Here is a 19,568-nt window from a genome sequence, read left to right as displayed (position 1 = left end):
CCACCGATGACCGCCTGAGACCGACCGCCGAGCAAGAATTCAGGAGCACACCGTGACCACCGACGCACACACCGCCGGCCCCTTCATCGCCGCCATCGACCAGGGCACCACCTCCAGCCGCTGCATCGTCTTCGACAAGGACGGCCGGATCGTCTCGGTCGACCAGAAGGAGCACGAGCAGATCTTCCCGAAGCCGGGCTGGGTCGAGCACGACGCGAACGAGATCTGGACCAACGTCCAGGAAGTCGTCGCGAGCGCCATCTCCAAGGCGGGCATCACCCACGAGGACATCAAGGCGATCGGCATCACCAACCAGCGTGAGACCACGCTGCTCTGGGACAAGAACACCGGCGAGCCGGTGCACAACGCCATCGTCTGGCAGGACACCCGTACCGACGCCCTGTGCAAGGAGCTCGGCCGCAACGTCGGCCAGGACCGCTTCCGCCGCGAGACGGGCCTGCCGCTGGCCAGCTACTTCGCGGGTCCCAAGGCCCGCTGGCTGCTCGACAACGTCGAGGGCCTTCGCGAGCGCGCCGAGGCGGGCGACATCCTCTTCGGCACCATGGACTCCTGGGTCATCTGGAACCTGACGGGTGGTGTCAACGGCGGCAAGCACGTCACCGACGTCACCAACGCCTCGCGCACCATGCTGATGAACCTGCACAAGATGCAGTGGGACGAGAAGATCGCCGAGTCCATCGGTGTCCCGATGGCGATGCTCCCCGAGATCCGCTCCTCCGCCGAGGTCTACGGCGAGGTCAGCGGCGGCAAGCTCGGCGACGTCCTGCCCGGCATCCCCGTCGCCTCCGCGCTCGGCGACCAGCAGGCGGCCCTCTTCGGGCAGACCTGTTTCGCCAAGGGCGAGGCCAAGTCCACGTACGGCACCGGCACCTTCATGCTGATGAACACCGGTGAGTCGGCCATCAACTCCTACTCGGGGCTGCTGACCACCGTCGGCTACCAGATCGGCGACCAGAAGCCGGTCTACGCCCTCGAGGGTTCCATCGCCGTCACCGGTTCGCTCGTGCAGTGGATGCGCGACCAGATGGGCCTGATCAACTCCGCCGCCGAGATCGAGACGCTCGCGTCGTCGGTCGAGGACAACGGCGGCGCCTACTTCGTACCGGCCTTCTCCGGCCTCTTCGCCCCGTACTGGCGCTCCGACGCCCGCGGTGTGATCGCCGGTCTCACCCGGTACGTCACCAAGGCGCACATCGCGCGCGCCGTCCTGGAGGCCACGGCCTGGCAGACCCGTGAGATCACCGACGCCATGACGAAGGACTCCGGCGTCGAGCTCACGGCCCTCAAGGTCGACGGCGGCATGACCTCCAACAACCTGCTGATGCAGACGCTCTCGAACTTCCTCGACGCACCCGTGGTGCGCCCGATGGTGGCCGAGACGACCTGCCTCGGCGCCGCCTACGCCGCCGGTCTCGCCGTCGGCTTCTGGTCCGGCACCGACGAGCTGCGCGCCAACTGGCGCCGGGCGGCGGAATGGACCCCCCGCATGGACGCGGACACCCGCGCCCGTGAGTACAAGAGCTGGCTCAAGGCCGTGGAGCGTTCCATGGGCTGGCTCGACGAAAGTGGCGAGGAGTAAACAACATGACCACCCTGCAGAGCGTCCCTGCCCTCGGGACGCATCCGGCTGCCGGTTCCCACCCGAGCCGCGCCGAGACCCGGGAGCAGCTTTCCAAGGCGACGTACGACCTCCTGGTGATCGGCGGCGGAATCCTGGGCATCTCCACCGCCTGGCATGCCGCGCAGTCGGGACTGCGGGTGGCCCTGGTGGACGCCGGTGACTTCGCCGGCGCCACCTCCTCCGCCTCCTCCAAGCTCCTCCACGGCGGTCTGCGCTACCTGCAGACCGGCGCGGTGAAGCTGGTGGCGGAGAACCACTTCGAGCGTCGCGCGGTGTCCCGCCAGGTGGCCCCCCACCTGGCGAACCCGCTCACCTTCTACCTGCCCGTCTACAAGGGCGGCCCGCACGGCGCCGCCAAGCTGGGCGCGGGCGTCTTCGCGTACAGCGCGCTGTCCGCGTTCGGTGACGGCGTCGGCCACCTGCTCAGCCCCTCGAAGGCCGCGCAGGACGTGCCGGAGCTGCGCACGGACAACCTGAAGGCCGTCGCCGTCTACGGCGACGACCAGATGAACGACTCCCGCATGGCCCTGATGACGGTCCGCGCGGCCGTCGAGGCCGGTGCCGCCGTCCTCAACCACGCCGAGGTCACGGGCCTGCGCTTCACCAAGGGCCGGGTCACGGGCGCGGAGCTCAAGGACCGCATGGACGGCACCGAGTTCGGCGTCAACGCCCGCCTCGTGCTGAACGCGACCGGCCCCTGGGTCGACCACCTGCGCAAGATGGAGAACCCCGACGCGGCCCCCTCCATCCGCCTCTCCAAGGGCGCGCACCTGGTCCTCAAGCGCACCGCCCCCTGGAAGGCCGCGCTGGCCACGCCGATCGACAAGTACCGCATCACGTTCGCCCTGCCGTGGGAGGACATGCTCCTCCTCGGCACGACGGACGAGGAGTTCGAGGGCGACCCGGCCGACGTGAGCGTCACCGAGGCCGACACCGCGCAGATCCTGGACGAGGCCGCGTTCTCCATCCGCGACCAGCAGCTGTCCCGTGACCTGATCACGTACTCCTTCGCGGGTCTGCGCGTGCTGCCCGGCGGCCCCGGCGACACGTCGAAGGCCAAGCGCGAGACCGTCGTCACCGAGGGCGCGCGCGGCATGCTCTCCGTCGCGGGCGGCAAGTGGACGACCTTCCGCCACATCGGCCGTACGGTCATGAAGAAGCTGGAGTCGCTGCCGGGCCACCCCCTCGGCGACGACTACGAGCCGATCTCGCAGCTCCAGAAGCGCCTTCCGCTGCCCGGCATCGCCAACCCGCGCGCGGTCGCGCACCGTCTCCTGGTCGACGGCCCGGCGCCCGGCCCGCGCATGGCGGCCGACACGGCCAAGCACCTGGCGACGCACTACGGCTCGCTCTCCTTCGACATCGCCCGTCTGGCGAACGAAAACCCGGAGCTCGCCGAGCGCGTCTCGCCGGACGCCCCGGAGATCTGGGCCCAGGTCGTCTACGCCCGTGACCACGAGTGGGCCGAGACGGCGGACGACGTCCTGCGCCGCCGCACGACGCTGACGATCCGCGGCCTCGCCACGGACGACGTACGCGCCAAGGTCCAGGACGTGCTCGACAACAAGTAGGCACATCCGGCAACAACCAGGTACATCTGGTCAGTACTTACTGAAGGGCGGTTCCCCGCGGGGAGCCGCCCTTCGGCGTGTGCCGGGCGGCGTGCGCCTCGCTCCCCCGCCGTCGGCTACCGTCTCCGGGGCCCGGCGCGCCACGGCAGGCGCCGCCGCGAGCGGCCTAGGAGCAGCTTCATGACGATCGACGCCCATGCGCCCACCGACGCACTGCCCATCACCCGCGTCCCCCGCACCGGCCTGCCCACCCGCGCGGTCGTCGTCGGCGACCCGGCGCGCGCCACCGCCGTCGCGGACCTCCTCCAGGACGCGAAGGAGGTGTCGTACCACCGCGAGTACCGCACCTTCACCGGGAGTTGGCAGGGCACCCCGGTCGTCGTCGCCTCGCACGGCGTCGGCGCCCCCGGCGCGCTGCTCCTCTTCCAGGAGCTCGCGGACGCGGGCGTCACCACGTTTTTGCGGCTCGGCACGGCCGGTGCGATCCGCCCCGGCATCCGCGACGGCGACCTGGTCATCGCGGACGCGGCGGTACGCGACGACGGCGTGACCCAGCAGCTGATCCCCGCCGAGTACCCGGCGTTCGCGGCGCCGGAGGCGGTCATCGCGCTGCAGCGGGCGGCCCGCGCGGCCGACGCCCCGCACCACCGTGGCGTGGTGTGGACACGGGCCGCGTTCCAGCCGGGCTTCCTGCCGCTGCCCGGTGAGGCGTACGCGGCCGCCGGGATCGCGGCCATCGAGATGGAGCTCTCGGCGCTGCTGGTCTTCGCGTCCACGCACGGCCTCGTCGCGGGCGGCGCGCTCGTGATCGACGGCGCCAACGCGGACGAACTCGTCGACGAGGACACACCTTTCTCGACCGGTGGCTACGACCCGCACCGGAACGTGGTGGCCGAGGGAGTCGACCGGGGCGCGCGGATAGCCTTGGACGCGCTTCGTCTCCTCGCCGCCACGGAGCACTGAGCACCGAGCACTGAGCACTGAGCACTGAGCAGACACCTGGACGACGTCGTGGAGAACGGAACCGATGCACCTCACTGACCTGCCGGCCCAGGACCGGGGCGGCGCCATAGATCTTCTGGTCCACGGCGGCGACGTCCTCACCGTCGACGCGTCGGGCACGGTCGTGCGGGACGGCGCCGTCGCCGTGCGCGACGGCCGGATCGTCGAGGTGGGCCCGGCCGAGCGGCTGCGCGCCGCCTACGAGGCCGCCGAAGAGCTGGACACCCGCGGCTGTCTCGTCATGCCGGGCCTGATCAACACGCACACCCACCTCGCGATGACCCTGTTCCGGGGCATCGCCGACGACGTCACCCTCCAGGGCTTCCTGGCCCGCGTCATCCCGGCCGAGGCGGAGCGGCTCTCGCCGGAGACGGTGACGGCGGGCATCCGGGGCGCGATCGCGGAATCCGTACGGGGCGGGGTCACCACCGCGCTCGACATGTACTGGTTCCACGAGGCGGCCGATGCCGTGGCCCGCGACGCCGGGTGGCGCCTGCTGACCGGCCCCACCTTCATGGACGTGCCGGGCCCGCCGGACGGCCGCCCCTACGCCGACCGGCTCGGCTGGGCAGCGGCGGACCTGGCCGCGCGCACCCCGGCGCCGGGCACCCGCCCGGTGGTCTTCGCGCACTCCGCGTACACCCTGGTGCCCGAGCAGCTGACGGCGATCGGCGCGCTCGCCCGCGAGCACGGCGCGCTGCTGCACCTGCACGCCGCCGAGAACGCGGGCGAGGTGGAGATGGTCGCCGAGCGGCACGGCATGCGTCCCGTGGAGCTGCTCGACTCACTGGGCCTGCTCGGCCCGGACACGCTGCTCGCGCACGCCGTCGACCTCACGGACGCGGAGATCGGGACCATCGCCCGCACGGGCACGGCCGTCGCGCACTGCCCGGTGTCGAACCTGAAGCTTGGCTGCGGCATCGCGCGCGTCCCCGACCTGCTCGACGCGGGTGTCACGGTGGGGCTCGGCACGGACGGCGCGGTGAGTTCCAACACGCTGGACGTCCTCGGCGCGGTGAAGCTGGCCGCCCTCGTGCACAAGGCGGGCGGTGATCCGACGGCGGTCGGCGCCGAGCAGGCCGTGCGGATGGCGACCGTCGAATCGGCGCGGGCGCTCGGCCTCGGTGACCAGCTGGGCTCCCTGGAGGCGGGCAAGCGCGCCGACCTGATCGTCTTCGACCTCTCGCGGCCGCACCTCGCCCCGCGGCACGACCCGTGGTCGATGCTGGCGTATGCCGCCACGTCCGGTGACGTGCGGGACACCGTGGTCGACGGCCGGGTCCTGATGCGGGACCGTACGCTGGTGACGATGGACGAGCAGCGAGCGCTGCGAGCCCTGCGGGATGCGGCGGCCTCTGCTTCTGCTGCGCCCGTCCCCGCGAGCACGACAAGCACCTCCGAAGTGGCAAGCACCGTATGACCATCGAGCACGGCATGACCAGCGAGCACGTATGACCAGCGAACCCACCCGTGGCTTCACCGGCCGCGCCCGCGCCGCCGACCGCGATCCGCGGCTGCCTCCCGGGCAGTACGACGCGGCCGACGGCTGGCCCGTCCTGTCCGCCGAGGTGACGCCCGAGCTCGCGCCCGCGGACTGGACGTTCCGCGTGGACGGCCTCGTCACCGCCCCGCGCACCTGGACGTGGGACGAGGCGCACGCGCTGCCCGCGTCCGAGTACCGCGGCGACATCCACTGCGTGACCAGCTGGTCCAAGTTCGGGGTGCGTTTCGGCGGGGTGAGTCTTGACGCTTTCCTGGCCGCCGCGGAGCCGCGCCCGGAGGCCACGCACGTCGTGGCGTACTCCCACACGGGGTACACGGCGAACCTCCCCCTGTCCGACATGACGGGCGGCAAGGCGTGGATCGTGTGGGAGTACGGGGACGGCCCGCTGCCTCCCGAGCACGGTGGTCCGGCGCGGCTGATCGTCCCCCACCTGTACTTCTGGAAGAGCGTGAAGTGGGTCGCGGGGCTGCGGCTCCTGGACCACGACGAGCCCGGCTTCTGGGAGCAGAACGGCTATCACCACCGGGGAAATCCCTGGCGCGAGGAGCGTTACGCCGGTGACTGAGTCTGTGACCGACCCTTTTGTGCCGCCGACGCGGTTCGCCGTGCCGGGGCGGATCGAGGTGAGCGGACGCGCGGCTTCCGTCTGGCAGCGGGCGACCGTGGTGGAGGTCCGCCGTGACAACGCCGCCGGGACGGTGTCGACCTTCCGGCTGAAGGTGCCTGGCTGGCAGGGGCATCTGCCGGGCCAGCATCTAATGCTGCGGCTGACCGCTCCGGACGGGTACGTGGCCCAGCGGCATTACTCGATCGCCTCTCCTTCCGAGGAGGGCGGTGAGATCGAGCTGACCTTGGACCATGTGCCGGGCGGCGAGGTGTCGGGGCATCTGCACACGGTCGCCCACGTCGGTGACGTGGTGGAGGTGCGGGGGCCGCTGTCCGGGTTCTTCGCCTGGCCCGGGGACCGTCCCGCGCTGCTGCTGGGGGCGGGTTCCGGTGTGGTTCCGCTGATGTCGATGCTGCGGCACTGGCGGGGGGCGGGGCGGCCGGTGCCGTTGCGGCTTCTGGTCTCCGCGCGGACGCGCGAGGATCTGATCTACGCGGATGAGTACGGCGACGAGACCACGGTGGTGTTGACGCGGGCGGAGGGGCGGCTTCGTGCCGAGCACTTGGCGCCGTTCCTCGGCGCCGGTCAGCCTGAGGGGGGCTGGGAGGCGTACGTCTGCGGGTCGAATGGTTTCGCCGAGCATGCGTCGCGGCTGCTGGTGGCCGGGGGCCAGCCGGTCGATCGCATCCGGATCGAGCGGTTCGGGTAGGGGTACGGCGTTCCCTGCGGGGCTTTCCCCAATCCCACCCCTTCCCGAAACCAAGGGGCTCCGCCCCCTGGACCCCCGAAAAGATGGCCTCAAACGCCGGCCGGGCTGGAGATTGAGGACGAACTCGGCGAAGCCGGTGATAGCGGCACCCAAGGCCCCCGCGCCAGAGCGGGTTTTCGGGAAGGGGCGGGGTTGGGGAACTCTAAGGCGAGACCTCCTCCAGCCTCCGCCCCGCCGTCTCCTCGGCCCCCACCGCAGCCACCACAGACCCCACCAGCGCCACCGCCCCCAGCATCACGAACACCGTGGACACATTGCCGCCCGCGTAGACGACTCCCACCACGATCGGGCCGAGGATGACCCCGAGCCGGTTCATCGCCCCGCCGACACTGCTGCCGAGCGCCCGCATCCGCGTCGGGAAGAGCTCCGGCGTGTAGAGGTACAGGCAGATGTTGGAGCCGAAGAAGAAGACCGCGGCGAGCGAGGTCCACACCAGGACCTGTACCGGCGTGTCCGCGCCGGCCGCCGCGAGCGCCACCAGCATCACCGCCGCCCCGCCCAGACAGCCGGTGATGACCTTCCGCCGGCCAATGCGGTCGACGGTGAGCGCCGCCACGAGGCAGCCGAGGAGGCCCGCGCAGGACGTGACCGTCGAGTAGAGGAGCGCGTCGGAGAGGGTCAGGTCGTAGCGGTTCTGGTAGATCGTCGGGAGCCAGGACGTGATGCCGTAGTTGACGAAGTAGCCGGTGAACCAGAGCACGCCGATGATCAGGGTCCGGCGGCGGTAGCGGCCGGTGAACAGGCCGCGCAGACCGGAGGCCGCCTCGCCGGGGGCAACGACGGGAAGCGCCTCGGGAACGGGCGGCAGGGGTTTCCTCGTGATCCGCTCGACGTCCGCCTCGATGCCGGACATCACCGCGTCCGCCTCCTCCAGCCTTCCGTGGTCCGCCAGCCACCGCGGTGACTCGGGGACCTTGCGCTGTACGAGGATGCAGAGCAGGCCGGGCAGCGCGGCGATGGCGTACATCCAGCGCCAGCCGAGCATCGGCACCACCCAGGCCGCGACCAGCGCGCCCACGGTCAGGCCCGCCGGGAACACCAGCTCGTACAGGAGGACGAAGCGGCCGCGCTGGTGGCTTCGGGTGATCTCGGCGATGAAGGTCGCCGCCACCGGCACCTCGCCCCCGATCGCCAGGCCCTGGACGAACCGCAGGGCCATGAAGGCGTCGGGCGAGGTGGACACGGACAGGGCCAGGTTGGCGACGCTGGACAGCGCGATACACAGCGCGATGACCTTCACGCGGCCGATGCGGTCCGCGAGGCGCCCGGAGAGCAGCGCGCCGATCAGCATGCCGATCGAGCCGACGGTGAGCAGCAGCGTCGCGGCGGACGTGCTGAGGTCCCACTCGTGGCGCAGTTCCGGCAGGGCGTAGGCGATCAGGAGCTGGTCGAAGGCCTCGAAGAAGGTGACCGCGCCCACGATGAGCCGGACGGTGACGTGCCAGCGGCACAGGGGTAGCCGTTCGAAGCGGGCGGCTATGGCGGCCCGGACCGATGGGTCCGGGGAGGCGTCGATCGTCATGCGGGCACTCCGCTGCTGAGGGGGCGGGGACGAGGGGAGGAACGCGACGGCCACGGAGTCTGGGGAAACTCAAGCCAAGAAGCGAGTAAGCGCAAAGTTTCTAAGCGCTTAAGTTGTACCGTCCCGCCACCGGAGCGCGTCAAGAGTCTCCGCAGGGGAAATCCATGAAGACCGTCGACGGACAGGTCTTGCGCTGCAGATATTTAAGCCCTTAGATTTCTAGCGCTTACCGAAGAGCATCCGGAACTCGCCTGAAGCACGCGGCGGTTCACCCCGGACACCGCACGCAAGGAGGCCCCCATGCCCTGCATCCCAGCCGACGAGGCCCTCATCGCGGGCGAGTGGCGACGCGGCGCGGGCGCCCCGGCCGACACCGTCGACCCCGCGACGGGTCGCGTGCTCGCCACCGTCCACGCCGTCTCCCTCGACGAGGTCGCCGAAGCGGCCCAGGCGGCGGCCGAGGCCGCGGCCGACCCGCGCTGGCGTGACCTGCTGCCCCACCGCCGCGCCCTGCTCCTGCACCGCGTCGCCGAGCTGATCGAGGCGTCCGCGGAGGACCTCGCGGCCCTGCAGACCGCCGACACCGGCAAGGCGCTCACCGAGACGCGCGCCCTGGTGGCGAGCGCGGCGGCCACTTTCCGCTACACCGCCGCGGCCCTGGAGACCGCCGAGGAGGCCATCACCCCTGCGCGCGGCGACTACGTGACGATGAGCGTGTACGAGCCGATCGGCGTCGTCGGCGCCATCAACCCCTGGAACTCCCCCGTCGCCAGCGACGCCCAGAAGCTCGCCCCGGCGCTCGCGGGCGGCAACGCGGTCCTGCTCAAGCCCGCCGAGTGGACCCCGCTGGTCTCGCTGGCCCTGGGCCGTCTCATCAGCGGCGCCCTGGCGGAATTCGGGCTTCCGGCCGGTCTGCTCTCCGTCCTCACCGGGCGCGGCAGCGTCGTCGGGGACGCGATCGTCCGCGATCCGCGCGTCGGCAAGGTCACCTTCACCGGCGGCACGAGCACGGGCCGGACGCTCGCCCACGCGGCGGCCGAGAAGCTGATGCCTCTCTCGCTCGAACTGGGCGGCAAGTCGCCCACGGTCGTCCTCGCCGACGCCGACATCGAGCAGGCGCTGGCCGGCGTGATGTTCGGGATCTTCTCCTCCAGCGGGCAGTCCTGCATCGCGGGGTCGCGGCTCTTCGTCGCCCGCGCCCTCTATGAGGAGTTCGTCGGCGAACTGGTCGCGCGGGTAAGGAAGTTGCGCGTCGGACCCGGCACCTCCCCCGACACCCAGGTCGCGCCCCTCGTGCACCACAAGCACCGGGACTCCGTCGCCTCGTACGTCGATCTCGCCCGCGAGGAAGGCGCACGTGTGCTGTGCGGTGGGGGCGTGCCGGAGGGCGCGGAGTACCAGGACGGGGCGTACTACCTGCCCACCGTCCTGGACGGGCTCCCCCCTTCCTCGCGGACCTGCCAGGAGGAGATCTTCGGACCCGTCCTGGTCGCGCTGTCCTTCGACGACGAGGACGACCTCGTGCGGCAGGCCAACTCCAGCGTCTACGGCCTCGCCTGCGGCATCTGGACCCGCGACCACCGGGCCGCCTGGCGGATCGCGCGCCGCGTGGAGGCGGGCACGGTCTGGATCAACACGTACAAGCAGTTCAGCATCGCCACGCCCTTCGGCGGCATGAAGGAGAGCGGTCTCGGCCGCGAGAAGGGCCGCGACGGCATCCGCGCCTACCAGCGCCAGAAGTCCCTGTACTGGGGCCTCTCCGACGCGCCTCTCCCCTGGGCCAACTGAACCCCCCGTATCTCTGGAGCAAGGTCATGCCTCAACCCCCCGTCGCACGGCTGCGCGCCCTGCGCTCCGTCGAACTGCTCACGCCGTCCTTCACCGAGGCCGCCGACTTCTATCAGGAGGTCTGGGGCCTGGAGACCGTGGAGTCCGAGCGCGGTGCCGCCGCCTGGCTGCGCGGCACCGGCGCCGAGCACCACGCCCTCCAGCTCACCCGTGCCGACCGCGTCGGCCTCGGCAAGATCTCCTTCGCCGTGGGCACGCCCGCCGAGGTCGACGAGGCCGCCCGCAGGCTCCTCGCCCGCGGCATCACGCCGGTCGCCGGGCCCGGCCCGCTCGACCAGGTCGGCGGCGGCTACGGCCTGCGCTTCACCGACCCCGAGCACCGCCTGATCGAGATCAGCGCGGAGGTCCACGCGGTGCCGCCGCGCGGCCGGGACGGCGCCGTGCCGGTGGGTGTCACGCACGCCGTGCTCAACACGGCGGACATCGACGCCTCCGTCGCCTTCTACCGCGACGTCCTCGGCCTGCGCGTCTCCGACTGGTCCGAGCACCAGATGGCGTTCCTGCGCTGCAACGCCGACCACCACTGCATCGCCTTCAACCGGGCCGAGTGGGCCTCGCTCAACCACGTGGCGTACGAGATGAGTTCGGTCGACCACTTCATGCGGGGCCTGGGACGGCTGCGGCACCACGGGATCGACCCGCAGTGGGGCCCCGGCCGGCACGGTCCCGGCAACAACACCTTCTCCTACTTCACCGATCCCTCCGGGCTCGTCTGCGAGTACACCTCCGAGGTCGCGCAGATCGTCGAGGACGCGTGGATCGCCAGGGTCTGGCGGCGGGTGCCCGAGCTCTCCGACCTCTGGGGGACGGCCGGCCCGCCGTCGAAGGAGATCCGCTGCCACATGGCGGGGGCGCCCGACCCCGGCCCGCTGTCCGCCCGGAACGAACCGGAGGTTCACGCATGAGCGCCGTACGCAAGGTCGGCATCGTCGGCTGGGGTGCCATCGGGCGCGTCGTCGGCACCGCACTGGCCGAACACCGGGTCACCGGGGCGGAGTTGACGTGCCTGGTCGACAACCGTCCGCTCGGCGAGAGCGCCCCCGCCCCGCAGGTCTCCTTCGACGAGGCCATGGAGCGCTGCGATCTCATCGTCGAGGCGGCGGGCCAGGGTGTCGTACGGGAGTGGGGCGAGCGGGTCCTCACCTCCGGGACCGATCTGCTGATCGCCTCGACGGGCGCGCTCACCGACGAGGAGCTCTCCAAGCGGCTCCTGGCCGCCGGTCCCGGCCGGGTGTACTTCACCGGGGGCGCGGTCGGCGGGCTCGACCTGCTCCAGGCGGTGCGTTCGCTCGGTCCGCTCGACGAGGTGCGGCTCACCACGACGAAACTGCCCGCCACCCTCGAACAGCCGTGGATGGATGCCGAGTTGCTGTCACGGATGCGGGCGGCCACCGGCCCGGTCGAGGTCATGTCGGGGACCGCGCGCGATGTCCCCGTGAAGTTCCCCAAGTCGACGAACGTCGCGGCTTCGGTCGCTCTCGCCGTCGGCGACCTGGACGCTGTGCGGGTCCAGGTCGTCGCCGACCCCGGCGCCCACCACACGCGGCATGTCGTCGAGGCGTCCGGCGCGCACGGCTCGTACCGCTTCGAGGTCGCGCATCTGCCGGACCCGGGCAACCCGGCGACCAGCCAGGTCGTGCCGTACGCGGTCCTGCGCAGCCTCGCGGCGCTCGCGGGCCGGACGGGGCAGATCCTGTGACCGGCGTCCGCACGCAGGTGGCGACCGGCGTCCATGTGGAGGAGGCGGGTGAGCAGGGCCCTCTCCTGCTCTGCCTGCACGGCATCGGCTCCTCGTCGGCCGCCTTCGCACCGCAGCTCGCCGAGCTGGCCGCGTATGTGCGGGTGGTGGCCTGGGACGCTCCCGGATACGCCAAGTCCGCTGACCCGGAGGGTCCGATGGACCTGGACGGCTATGCGGACGCGGCTGCCGCCCTCATCCGGGAACGCGGCGCGAGCGCCCATGTCCTCGGCGTCTCGTGGGGCGGGGTGATCGCGCTGCGGCTCGCGGCCCGCCACCCCGGGCTGGTCGACTCGCTGATCGTGGCGGACTCCAGCGCCGGTTCCGGCACCGACCCCGCTAAGGCCGACGCCATGCGGCAGCGGGCCACCGAGCTCGCGGAACGCGGGCCGCGGGAGTTCGCCGAGCGGCGCGGCCCCCGGCTCGTCTCGCCGGACGCGCCCCCTCAGCTCGTCCGCCGGGTCGTCGACACCATGGCCGCCTCCGTGCGCCTGCCCGGATACGCGTACGCCGCCGAGTCCATGGCCGGCGCCGACCTGCGCCCCGAGATCCCCACGATCGCGGCCCCCGCCCTCGTCCTCTGCGGCGACCAGGACCGGGTCACCGGCGTCGATGCCTCCCAGGCCATCGCCGGAGCCCTGCACAAGACCGCCTACGTGATCGTCAAGGACGCCGGTCACCTGGCCAACCAGGAGCAGCCCGAGGCCTTCAACGCCTGGGTCCTCTCCCACCTCCGCATCACCGCCCGCATCCCCGAACACCTCTGAGAAGGAGCCTCTCCATGCCTCTGACCACCACCGAGTACGACAACGGCGGCGACCTCGGCAAGTACACCGACTCACTGATCGCCACCAAGGAGTCCCGAGTCGCGGACTTCAGCACGCTGTCCTTCCAGGAGAAGGCGGGCCCGCAGTACCGCCGCGGCCAGATCCGTTACGTCGGCTCCGGCGCGACCGGCAACCACGAGAACGACAGCCGCATCCTGCCGTCCGGCGGCTTCACCTTCTCCAACATGCTGCTGCCGCCCGGCGCCGAGGGCCCCGAGCACACCCACCACGACGTCGAGGAGGCCTTCTTCGTCCTGGAGGGGCAGGTCAAGGTGGGCATCCACCGGGGCGCCGACGAGGTCGAGTACCGCACCCTCGGCTACCGCGACATGATCGTCGTCCCGGCGGGCGTGGCGCGCTCCCTGAAGAACGAGGGCGACACCGACGCGCTGTTCTGCGTCGTCATCGGCACGCAGAAGCCGCAGGTGCCGACGTACCCCGAGCACTCGCCGATGCACGGCGTCACCCGTGACTGAGGACCGCTCGACCGACGACCGCACCGTCGTCATCACCGGCGCGGGCCGTGGCCTCGGTCTCGCCATGGCCCGCCGGGTGGGCGAGGACGGCTTCCGGGTCGTCGTCGCCGAGGTGGAAGCGGGGCTCGGCGGCGAGGCCGTCGCCGGGCTGCGCGCCGACGGCCTGGACGCGCATTTCGTGCGGTGCGATGTCGCGGACCCGGATTCGGTGACCGAACTCGCGCTCGCTGTTGGTGACTTGGGGACGCTGTACGGCCTGGTCAACAATGCCGCGCTCGCCAACGGCGTCGGCGGCAAGGAGTTCCAGGACATCGACGTCGAGGTGTGGGACCGCCTGATGGCGGTCAACGCCCGCAGCCCGTGGCTGGTCGCCAAGGCCCTGCACCCGCAGTTCCGCTCCCCCGGCCGGATCGTCAACATCGCGTCGGACGCGGCCCTCTACGGTTCGCCGCGCCTGGCCCACTACATCGCCTCCAAGGGCGCGGTCATCGCCCTGACCCGGGCGATGGCGCGCGAGCTGGGCGACAAGGGAATCACCGTGAACGCGGTGGCGCCTGGCCTGACCGAGGTGGAGGCCACCGCGACGGTGCCCGCCGAGCGGCACGCGCTCTACCGGGGCAACCGGGCGATCTCCCGCCCGCAGCAGCCGGACGACCTCGTCGGGCTCGTCTCCTTCCTCCTCTCCGAGGAGTCCCGCTATCTGACCGGACAGGTGATCGCCGTCAACGGCGGCTTCACCATGAACTGACGTAACGGAGCACTGAGTTATGGATCTGGGCCTCTCCGACCGGACCGTCCTGGTCACCGGCGGCAGCTCGGGCGTCGGTCTGGCCACGGTCCGCGCCCTGCTCGACGAGGGCGCGCGCGTCGCGACCTGCGGGCGTGACGCCGACCGCCTCGCCAAGGCCGCGGCCAGCCTCGGCGGCGGTGACCGCCTCCTGACGGGCGTGTGCGACGTACGCGACGCGGACGCCGTACGGGAGTTCACCGAGCGCGCGGCGGACACCTTCGGCTCGCTCGACGGGCTCGTCAACAACGCGGGGCAGTCCCGCATGAAGGGCTTCGACGAGTCGACCGCCGACGACTGGCGCGACGAGCTGGAGCTGAAGTTCGCCGGGGTCCTCAACCCCCTGCACGCGGCCCGCCCGCACCTGGCGGCGTCCGACGCGGCGAGCGTCGTCAACGTGAACGCGGTCCTCGCCAAGCAGCCCGAGCCCCGCCTCATCACCACCAGCGCCGCCCGCGCGGGCATCCTCAACCTCTCCAAGTCCCTGGCCACGGAACTCGCCCCCGAGGGCATCCGCGTCAACTCGGTCTGCCTGGGCCTGATCGACACCGGCCAGTGGACCCGCCGCCACGCGGCGGCCGAGTCGGGTCTGTCGTACGAGGACTGGCAGGCGGAGCTCGCGGCGGACCGCGGGATCGCCCTCGGCCGCCTCGGCCGCGCGGAGGAGGTCGCGTACGCGATCGTCGCGCTGCTCTCGCCCCGCGCCTCGTACACCACCGGCACCAGCATCGACGTCTGCGGCGGCGTCGGCCGCGGCATCCTCTGAGGAGCTCCCCCATGCCACCCACCCCATCCACACCGGCCGCGCACCACGCCACCGGCGGCGACCTCCTCGTCGCCGTGCTCCGGGAACTCGGCATCGACACGGTCTTCGGGATCGTCAGCGTGCACAACCTGCCGCTGGTCGAGGCGGTCGACCGGGAGCTGCGCTTCGTGCCGGTGCGCCACGAGGCGACCGCCGTGAACGCGGCCGACGCCTACGGCCGTGCGCGCGGTTCAATCGGCTGCGCCCTCACCTCGACCGGGACGGGCGCGGGCAACGCGGCCGGTTCCCTGGTCGAGGCGCTGAGCGCGGGCACCTCCGTCCTGCACGTCACCGGACAGGTGGAGAGCGAGTTCCTGGGCAGCGGCCGCGGTTTCATCCACGAGACCAAGGACCAGCTGGGCATGCTCGGCGCGGTATCCAAGTACGCGGCGACCATCACGTCCACCGAAACGGCGGCCCGGACCCTCCGCGAGGCGGCACAGACCGCCCTGACAGACCCCGGCGGCCCGGCAAGCGTGGAGTGGCCGGTGGACCTGCAGTACGCGGCCCAGACGGACGCGGCCGAACCGGTGGCCGCACCGGCCTTCCCCCACCCCGCCGCTGCTGAACTGGACGCGGCGCGCGCCCTGCTGGCCTCCGCCGAGCGCCCCCTCGTCTGGGCCGGCGGCGGAGGCACCCGTGCGCGCGCCGAGCTGGCCGAGCTGCTGCACGTGACCGGCGCCGGGCTGCTCACGTCCAACTCCGGGCGGGGCGCCGTGCCCGAGGACCACCCGCAGGTCATCGGGAACTTCGCCACCACCCCCGCGGCCCGGTCCCTTCTCGCGGACGCGGACCTGCTGCTGACCGTCGGCACGCACTTCCGGTCGAACGAGACCGCCGACTACGGGCTCACGCTGCCCGAGGCGCACATCCAGATCGACGTCGACGCCGCCGCCCTCGGGCGCGTGTACCCGGCGCGGCACACGCTGCACGGGCACGCGCCCGAGGTGCTCGCGGCCCTGCTCCCGCACCCGCGCCGGGCCGACGAGAGCTGGACGCGGCGGGTCGCCGCCGTCCGCGAGGACGTCCGCGCCACCCTGCACGACACCATCGGACCGCAGGCCGCGATCTGCGACGCCATCCGTGCCGCGCTGCCCCGCGAGGCGGTCGTGGCCCGCGACGTGACCATCCCGTCCAGCAGCTGGGGCAACCGGCTCCTGGAGATGTACGACCCCCGCGACAACGTCTTCCCGCGCGGCGGCGGCATCGGCCAGGGGCTCGGCATGGGCATCGGCGCGGCCCTCGCGCGACCCGACGCGCCCACCGTCGTCCTGGCCGGCGACGGCGGCCTCGCCGTCCACCTGGGCGAACTGCTCACGCTCGCCCAGGAGCGGCCACGCCTGACGCTGATCGTCTTCAACGACGGCGGGTACGGCGTGCTGCGCAACATGCAGGACCGCTACAGCGAGCGCCGCTCCGGAGTCGACCTCGCCACTCCTGACTTCGAACTCCTCGCCCAGGCCTGCGGATTGCCCTACGCCAGGATCGCCGCCGAGGATCACGCGCTGCCCGTGATCAGCCACGCCGTCGCGTCCGACGGGCCGACCCTCGTCGAGGTCGACCTGGCCCGCCTGGGGCCGATGAAGAACCCGTTCACCCCGCCCGTCAAGATCCCCGGCCAGTGAGGAGGCCCGCACCATGAACGAGAGCGAACTCACGCTGCTTGTACGCCGCATGACCTGGGAGGCGGACGGCGTGCTCTCCGTCGAGCTCGTCCATCCGGACGGCAAGCCACTGCCCGCCTGGGGCCCCGGAGCACACCTCGACCTCCACACCGGCGGCCACGTACGCCAGTACAGCCTGTGCGGCGACCCGCGCGACACGACCGCGTACCGCATCGGCGTCCTCAACGAGGCCTCTTCGCGCGGCGGTTCACGGCACGTGCACACCAAGCTGCGCCCGGGTCAGACGGTCACCGCCTCCGAGCCGCGCAACCACTTCGCCCTGGAGGACGCCCCCGGCTACCTCTTCGTCGCGGGCGGCATCGGCGTCACCCCGCTCCTCGCCATGGCCCGCGAGGCGGCGCGGCGTGGGACCGACTGGCGCATGGTGTACGGCGGACGCAACCGGGCTTCGATGGCGTTCACCGATGAACTGGCCGCCTTGGACGGCGACTTGACCGTCGTACCGCAGGACGAGCACGGGCACATCGACCTCGCGTCGGCGCTCGACGGACTGCCCGAGGGCACGCTCGTGTACTGCTGCGGGCCGGAACCGCTGCTCGCCGCCGTGGAGGCGCTCTGCCCGGCGGACCGGCTGCGCGTGGAGCGGTTCGCCGCGCCCGTCGTGGAGCAGGCCGGGGACGACTCCGCGTTCGAGGTGGAGTGCCGGACGTCTGGCCTCACGCTCTCCGTCGGCGCCGGCACGTCCATCCTGCGGGCCGCCGAGGACGCGGGCCTGAGCGTCAGCAGCTCCTGCCAGGAGGGCATCTGCGGAAGCTGCGAGACGCGGGTGCTCGACGGCACGCCCGACCACCGGGACTTCCTGCTCAGCGAGGCCGAGCACGCCGCGAACACCTCGATGATGATCTGCGTTTCGCGCTGCGCGTCCGGCCGTCTCGTCCTCGACCTGTAATTCCCCACCGGAGGCAACAGTGACCACCGCCTGGCCGTACCTGGAAATCCACCAGTCCCGTACGCACGAGCCGACCCCTTACGAGTACAAGCTCGCCGCCACCCTCGAAGAGGTCTTCACCAAGGAGGGCCATGAACTCTCCGACGTCATCGCCGGGCTGAACGCCCGTCAGGTGCACGCGCCCGACGGCGCCCCGTGGACCGAAGAATCCTTCCGTGCCGAGATGAACCGACTGGGAGCGTGACCCCGATGACCACCCTTGCAGGCCCGACCGCTTCCGCCGACCACATCTACGCCACCGGCCTGCGCAACCAGTGGCACCCGGTCGTCCCCTCGGACTTCGTCGCCCCCGGTGCCCTGCGCAAGGTCACCGCGCTCGGCGAGCAGTGGCTGCTCTTCCGCCGCTCCGACGGCGCCCTATCGATGCTCGCCGACCGCTGCCCGCACCGCGGGGCGCCCCTCTCCCTGGGCAAACACCTCGGTGACCGGGTGGCCTGCTGGTACCACGGCGTGGAGGTCGAGACCGACGGCACCGTCTCCTCCGTGCCGGGTCTGCCCGGCTGCAACCTGGAGGGCAAGAAACTCGTCACGTCGCTGCCCGTGCGCGAGATCGGCGGCGCGATCCTGGCGTACTTCGGCGACGAGAAACACCCGGAGCCCGCCGAACTGACCCTGCCCGAACCGCTCACCGACCCCGACGTCGACGCGATCCTCTGCTACGCGGAGTGGAACGGCCCCTGGCGGTTCGCGGTGGAGAACCTCCTCGACCCGATGCACGGCGCGTTCCTGCACCACGAGTCGCACACGATGTACGACGGCGACACCACCGCCAAGTTCCGCATCCGGGAGACGGACCGCGGCTACTTCTTCGAGAAGACCGACCAGCGGGGCGTCAACTTCGACTGGGTGGAGCTGTGCCGCACCGGCGTGGACTGGGTGGACCTCACCATTCCCTACCCCCCGTCGGCAGGCCCCGGCGGCCCGTTCGGGATCGTCGGCATGGTCTGCCCGGTCGACGAGAACCGCACCGGTGTCTTCTTCTGGCGCTACCGCCGCGTGCAGGGCTGGCAGCGCGACACCTGGCGCTTCCTCTACAAGACGCTCATCGAGGAGCGCCACTGGCAGGTCCTCGAACAGGACCGCGTGATGCTGGAGGCGATGCCCGCCGACGCCGACCAGCGCGAGAACCTCTACCAGCACGACCTGGGCGTCGTCCGGCTGCGCCGCATGTACCGCGCGGAGGCGGAGGCTCAGGCCTCCGCTTCGTGAGGTGCGTCGGAGTCGGTGATGGACCGCTCCAGCTTGGACATCAGGCGGGCCAGCTGACGGCACTCGGCCGGGGAGAGTCCGTCGAGCATCCGGCGTTCGTTGTCGAGGTGCTCGGCGAACACCTCGTCGATCTTGGCGAGGCCCGCCTCGGTGAGCCGTGAGTAGACGACGCGGCGGTCCTCGGCGTCGCGCTCGCGCACGATGAGGCCGTCCTTCTCCAGGCGGTCGATGCGCAGCGTCACGCCGGCCGACGACACGAGACCGGAGTCGGCGAGCTGGCCCGCCGTGAGCCGGTAGGGCGCCCCGGCCCTGCGCAGCGCGGTCAGCACGTCGAACCCGGCGACCGCGAGGCCGTGCCGCTCGATCGCCGCCGTGAGCCTGGTGTTGTAACGCAGGAAGGTCCGGTGCAGCCGCGCGAGGACCTCCAGGGGCGCGGTGTCGAGATCCGGCCGTTCCCTCGCCCAGTCCTCGATGATCGACGCGACCGCGTCCCGCTGGGGCCCCGCCGACTTCTTCCCGGCCATCTGCCGTAGCCTCCCTCTCGCCGTCCCGCGGCCGGTGTCCTGCCGCGGTCAGTACGGAAATCTTAGCCCTGAGAGAAGTTACGTATGCGCGGGACCTCGTGCA

19 protein-coding genes are annotated in these 19,568 nt (G+C 71.7%); 17 read left to right on the top strand and 2 right to left on the bottom strand.

All coding sequences use genetic code 11. From position 1 onward, the window contains the following. Positions 1-52 precede the first annotated feature (52 nt). From glpK to ACWFRU_RS26340, 6 genes are all read left to right on the top strand, one after another. A complete protein-coding gene (glpK, locus tag ACWFRU_RS26365; RefSeq protein WP_453690640.1) occupies positions 53-1,600 on the top strand; it encodes a glycerol kinase GlpK in 1,548 nt (515 codons plus the stop codon). A 5-nt stretch (positions 1,601-1,605) separates the two neighbouring features. After that, entirely contained in the window at positions 1,606-3,213 is a 1,608-nt protein-coding gene (locus ACWFRU_RS26360; RefSeq protein WP_453690639.1) for an FAD-dependent oxidoreductase, read from the top strand. 180 nt (positions 3,214-3,393) lie between these two features. After that, positions 3,394-4,176, top strand: coding sequence for a phosphorylase family protein (locus tag ACWFRU_RS26355; protein WP_453690638.1), 783 nt, complete (start codon positions 3,394-3,396; stop codon positions 4,174-4,176). A 64-nt stretch (positions 4,177-4,240) separates the two neighbouring features. Continuing rightward, positions 4,241-5,635 carry an amidohydrolase gene (locus ACWFRU_RS26350; RefSeq protein WP_453690637.1) on the top strand — a complete coding sequence of 465 codons (1,395 nt, stop codon included), beginning with the start codon at positions 4,241-4,243 and terminating at the stop codon, positions 5,633-5,635. 31 nt (positions 5,636-5,666) lie between these two features. Further along, positions 5,667-6,284: a sulfite oxidase-like oxidoreductase gene (locus ACWFRU_RS26345; protein ID WP_453690636.1), complete on the top strand. Its 618-nt coding sequence runs from the start codon at positions 5,667-5,669 to the stop codon at positions 6,282-6,284. Positions 6,285-6,288: 4 nt separating this feature from the next. Then, the gene (locus ACWFRU_RS26340; RefSeq protein ID WP_453690735.1) at positions 6,289-7,035 is read left to right on the top strand and encodes a ferredoxin reductase; all 747 of its coding nucleotides are present in this window, start codon (positions 6,289-6,291) and stop codon (positions 7,033-7,035) included. Positions 7,036-7,237: 202 nt separating this feature from the next. Here ACWFRU_RS26340 and ACWFRU_RS26335 read toward each other — a convergent pair whose 3' ends face one another. Beyond that, complete coding sequence (locus ACWFRU_RS26335) at positions 7,238-8,617, bottom strand: MFS transporter (RefSeq protein WP_453690635.1); 1,380 nt, start codon at positions 8,615-8,617, stop codon at positions 7,238-7,240. A 300-nt stretch (positions 8,618-8,917) separates the two neighbouring features. Between ACWFRU_RS26335 and ACWFRU_RS26330 the strand changes: the two genes are divergently transcribed. From ACWFRU_RS26330 to ACWFRU_RS26280, 11 genes are read left to right on the top strand one after another with little or no spacing between them, the layout of a single operon-like run. Then, on the top strand, positions 8,918-10,405 hold the full coding sequence (locus ACWFRU_RS26330) for an aldehyde dehydrogenase (RefSeq protein ID WP_453690634.1): 1,488 nt from the start codon (positions 8,918-8,920) through the stop codon (positions 10,403-10,405). Positions 10,406-10,431: 26 nt separating this feature from the next. Then, complete coding sequence (locus ACWFRU_RS26325) at positions 10,432-11,370, top strand: VOC family protein (protein WP_453690633.1); 939 nt, start codon at positions 10,432-10,434, stop codon at positions 11,368-11,370. Further along, positions 11,367-12,164, top strand: a complete 798-nt coding sequence (locus ACWFRU_RS26320) for an aspartate dehydrogenase domain-containing protein (protein WP_453690632.1) — start codon at positions 11,367-11,369, stop codon at positions 12,162-12,164. The genes ACWFRU_RS26325 and ACWFRU_RS26320 overlap by 4 nt, the downstream gene beginning before the upstream one ends. Next, positions 12,161-12,970 (top strand): alpha/beta fold hydrolase, encoded by an 810-nt coding sequence (locus ACWFRU_RS26315; protein WP_453690631.1) that lies wholly within the window; start codon positions 12,161-12,163, stop codon positions 12,968-12,970. Before ACWFRU_RS26320 ends, ACWFRU_RS26315 begins: the two co-directional genes overlap by 4 nt. Positions 12,971-12,984: 14 nt before the next feature. Next, positions 12,985-13,506 carry a cupin domain-containing protein gene (locus tag ACWFRU_RS26310; RefSeq protein WP_344529664.1) on the top strand — a complete coding sequence of 174 codons (522 nt, stop codon included), beginning with the start codon at positions 12,985-12,987 and terminating at the stop codon, positions 13,504-13,506. Continuing rightward, positions 13,499-14,254, top strand: coding sequence for an SDR family oxidoreductase (locus ACWFRU_RS26305; RefSeq protein WP_453690630.1), 756 nt, complete (start codon positions 13,499-13,501; stop codon positions 14,252-14,254). Before ACWFRU_RS26310 ends, ACWFRU_RS26305 begins: the two co-directional genes overlap by 8 nt. Positions 14,255-14,273: 19 nt before the next feature. Further along, a complete protein-coding gene (locus tag ACWFRU_RS26300) occupies positions 14,274-15,059 on the top strand; it encodes an SDR family oxidoreductase (RefSeq protein WP_453690629.1) in 786 nt (261 codons plus the stop codon). Between the two features lie 11 nt (positions 15,060-15,070). Then, positions 15,071-16,723 (top strand): thiamine pyrophosphate-binding protein, encoded by a 1,653-nt coding sequence (locus ACWFRU_RS26295; RefSeq protein WP_453690628.1) that lies wholly within the window; start codon positions 15,071-15,073, stop codon positions 16,721-16,723. Between the two features lie 13 nt (positions 16,724-16,736). Further along, the gene (locus ACWFRU_RS26290; protein WP_453690627.1) at positions 16,737-17,672 is read left to right on the top strand and encodes a PDR/VanB family oxidoreductase; all 936 of its coding nucleotides are present in this window, start codon (positions 16,737-16,739) and stop codon (positions 17,670-17,672) included. A 19-nt stretch (positions 17,673-17,691) separates the two neighbouring features. Then, positions 17,692-17,916 carry a recombinase-like helix-turn-helix domain-containing protein gene (locus ACWFRU_RS26285; RefSeq protein ID WP_453690626.1) on the top strand — a complete coding sequence of 75 codons (225 nt, stop codon included), beginning with the start codon at positions 17,692-17,694 and terminating at the stop codon, positions 17,914-17,916. A gap of 5 nt (positions 17,917-17,921) precedes the next feature. Next, positions 17,922-18,941: a Rieske 2Fe-2S domain-containing protein gene (locus tag ACWFRU_RS26280; protein WP_453690625.1), complete on the top strand. Its 1,020-nt coding sequence runs from the start codon at positions 17,922-17,924 to the stop codon at positions 18,939-18,941. Here ACWFRU_RS26280 and ACWFRU_RS26275 read toward each other — a convergent pair. After that, on the bottom strand, positions 18,923-19,465 hold the full coding sequence (locus ACWFRU_RS26275) for a MarR family winged helix-turn-helix transcriptional regulator (RefSeq protein ID WP_453690624.1): 543 nt from the start codon (positions 19,463-19,465) through the stop codon (positions 18,923-18,925). The genes ACWFRU_RS26280 and ACWFRU_RS26275 overlap by 19 nt on opposite strands. Between the last annotated feature and the right edge of the window lie 103 nt (positions 19,466-19,568).

This window comes from Streptomyces sp. NPDC055099, from assembly GCF_053607685.1.
The sequence above is the reverse complement of the archived record's forward strand: the minus strand, read 5'-3'. Positions and strand labels throughout refer to the sequence as shown.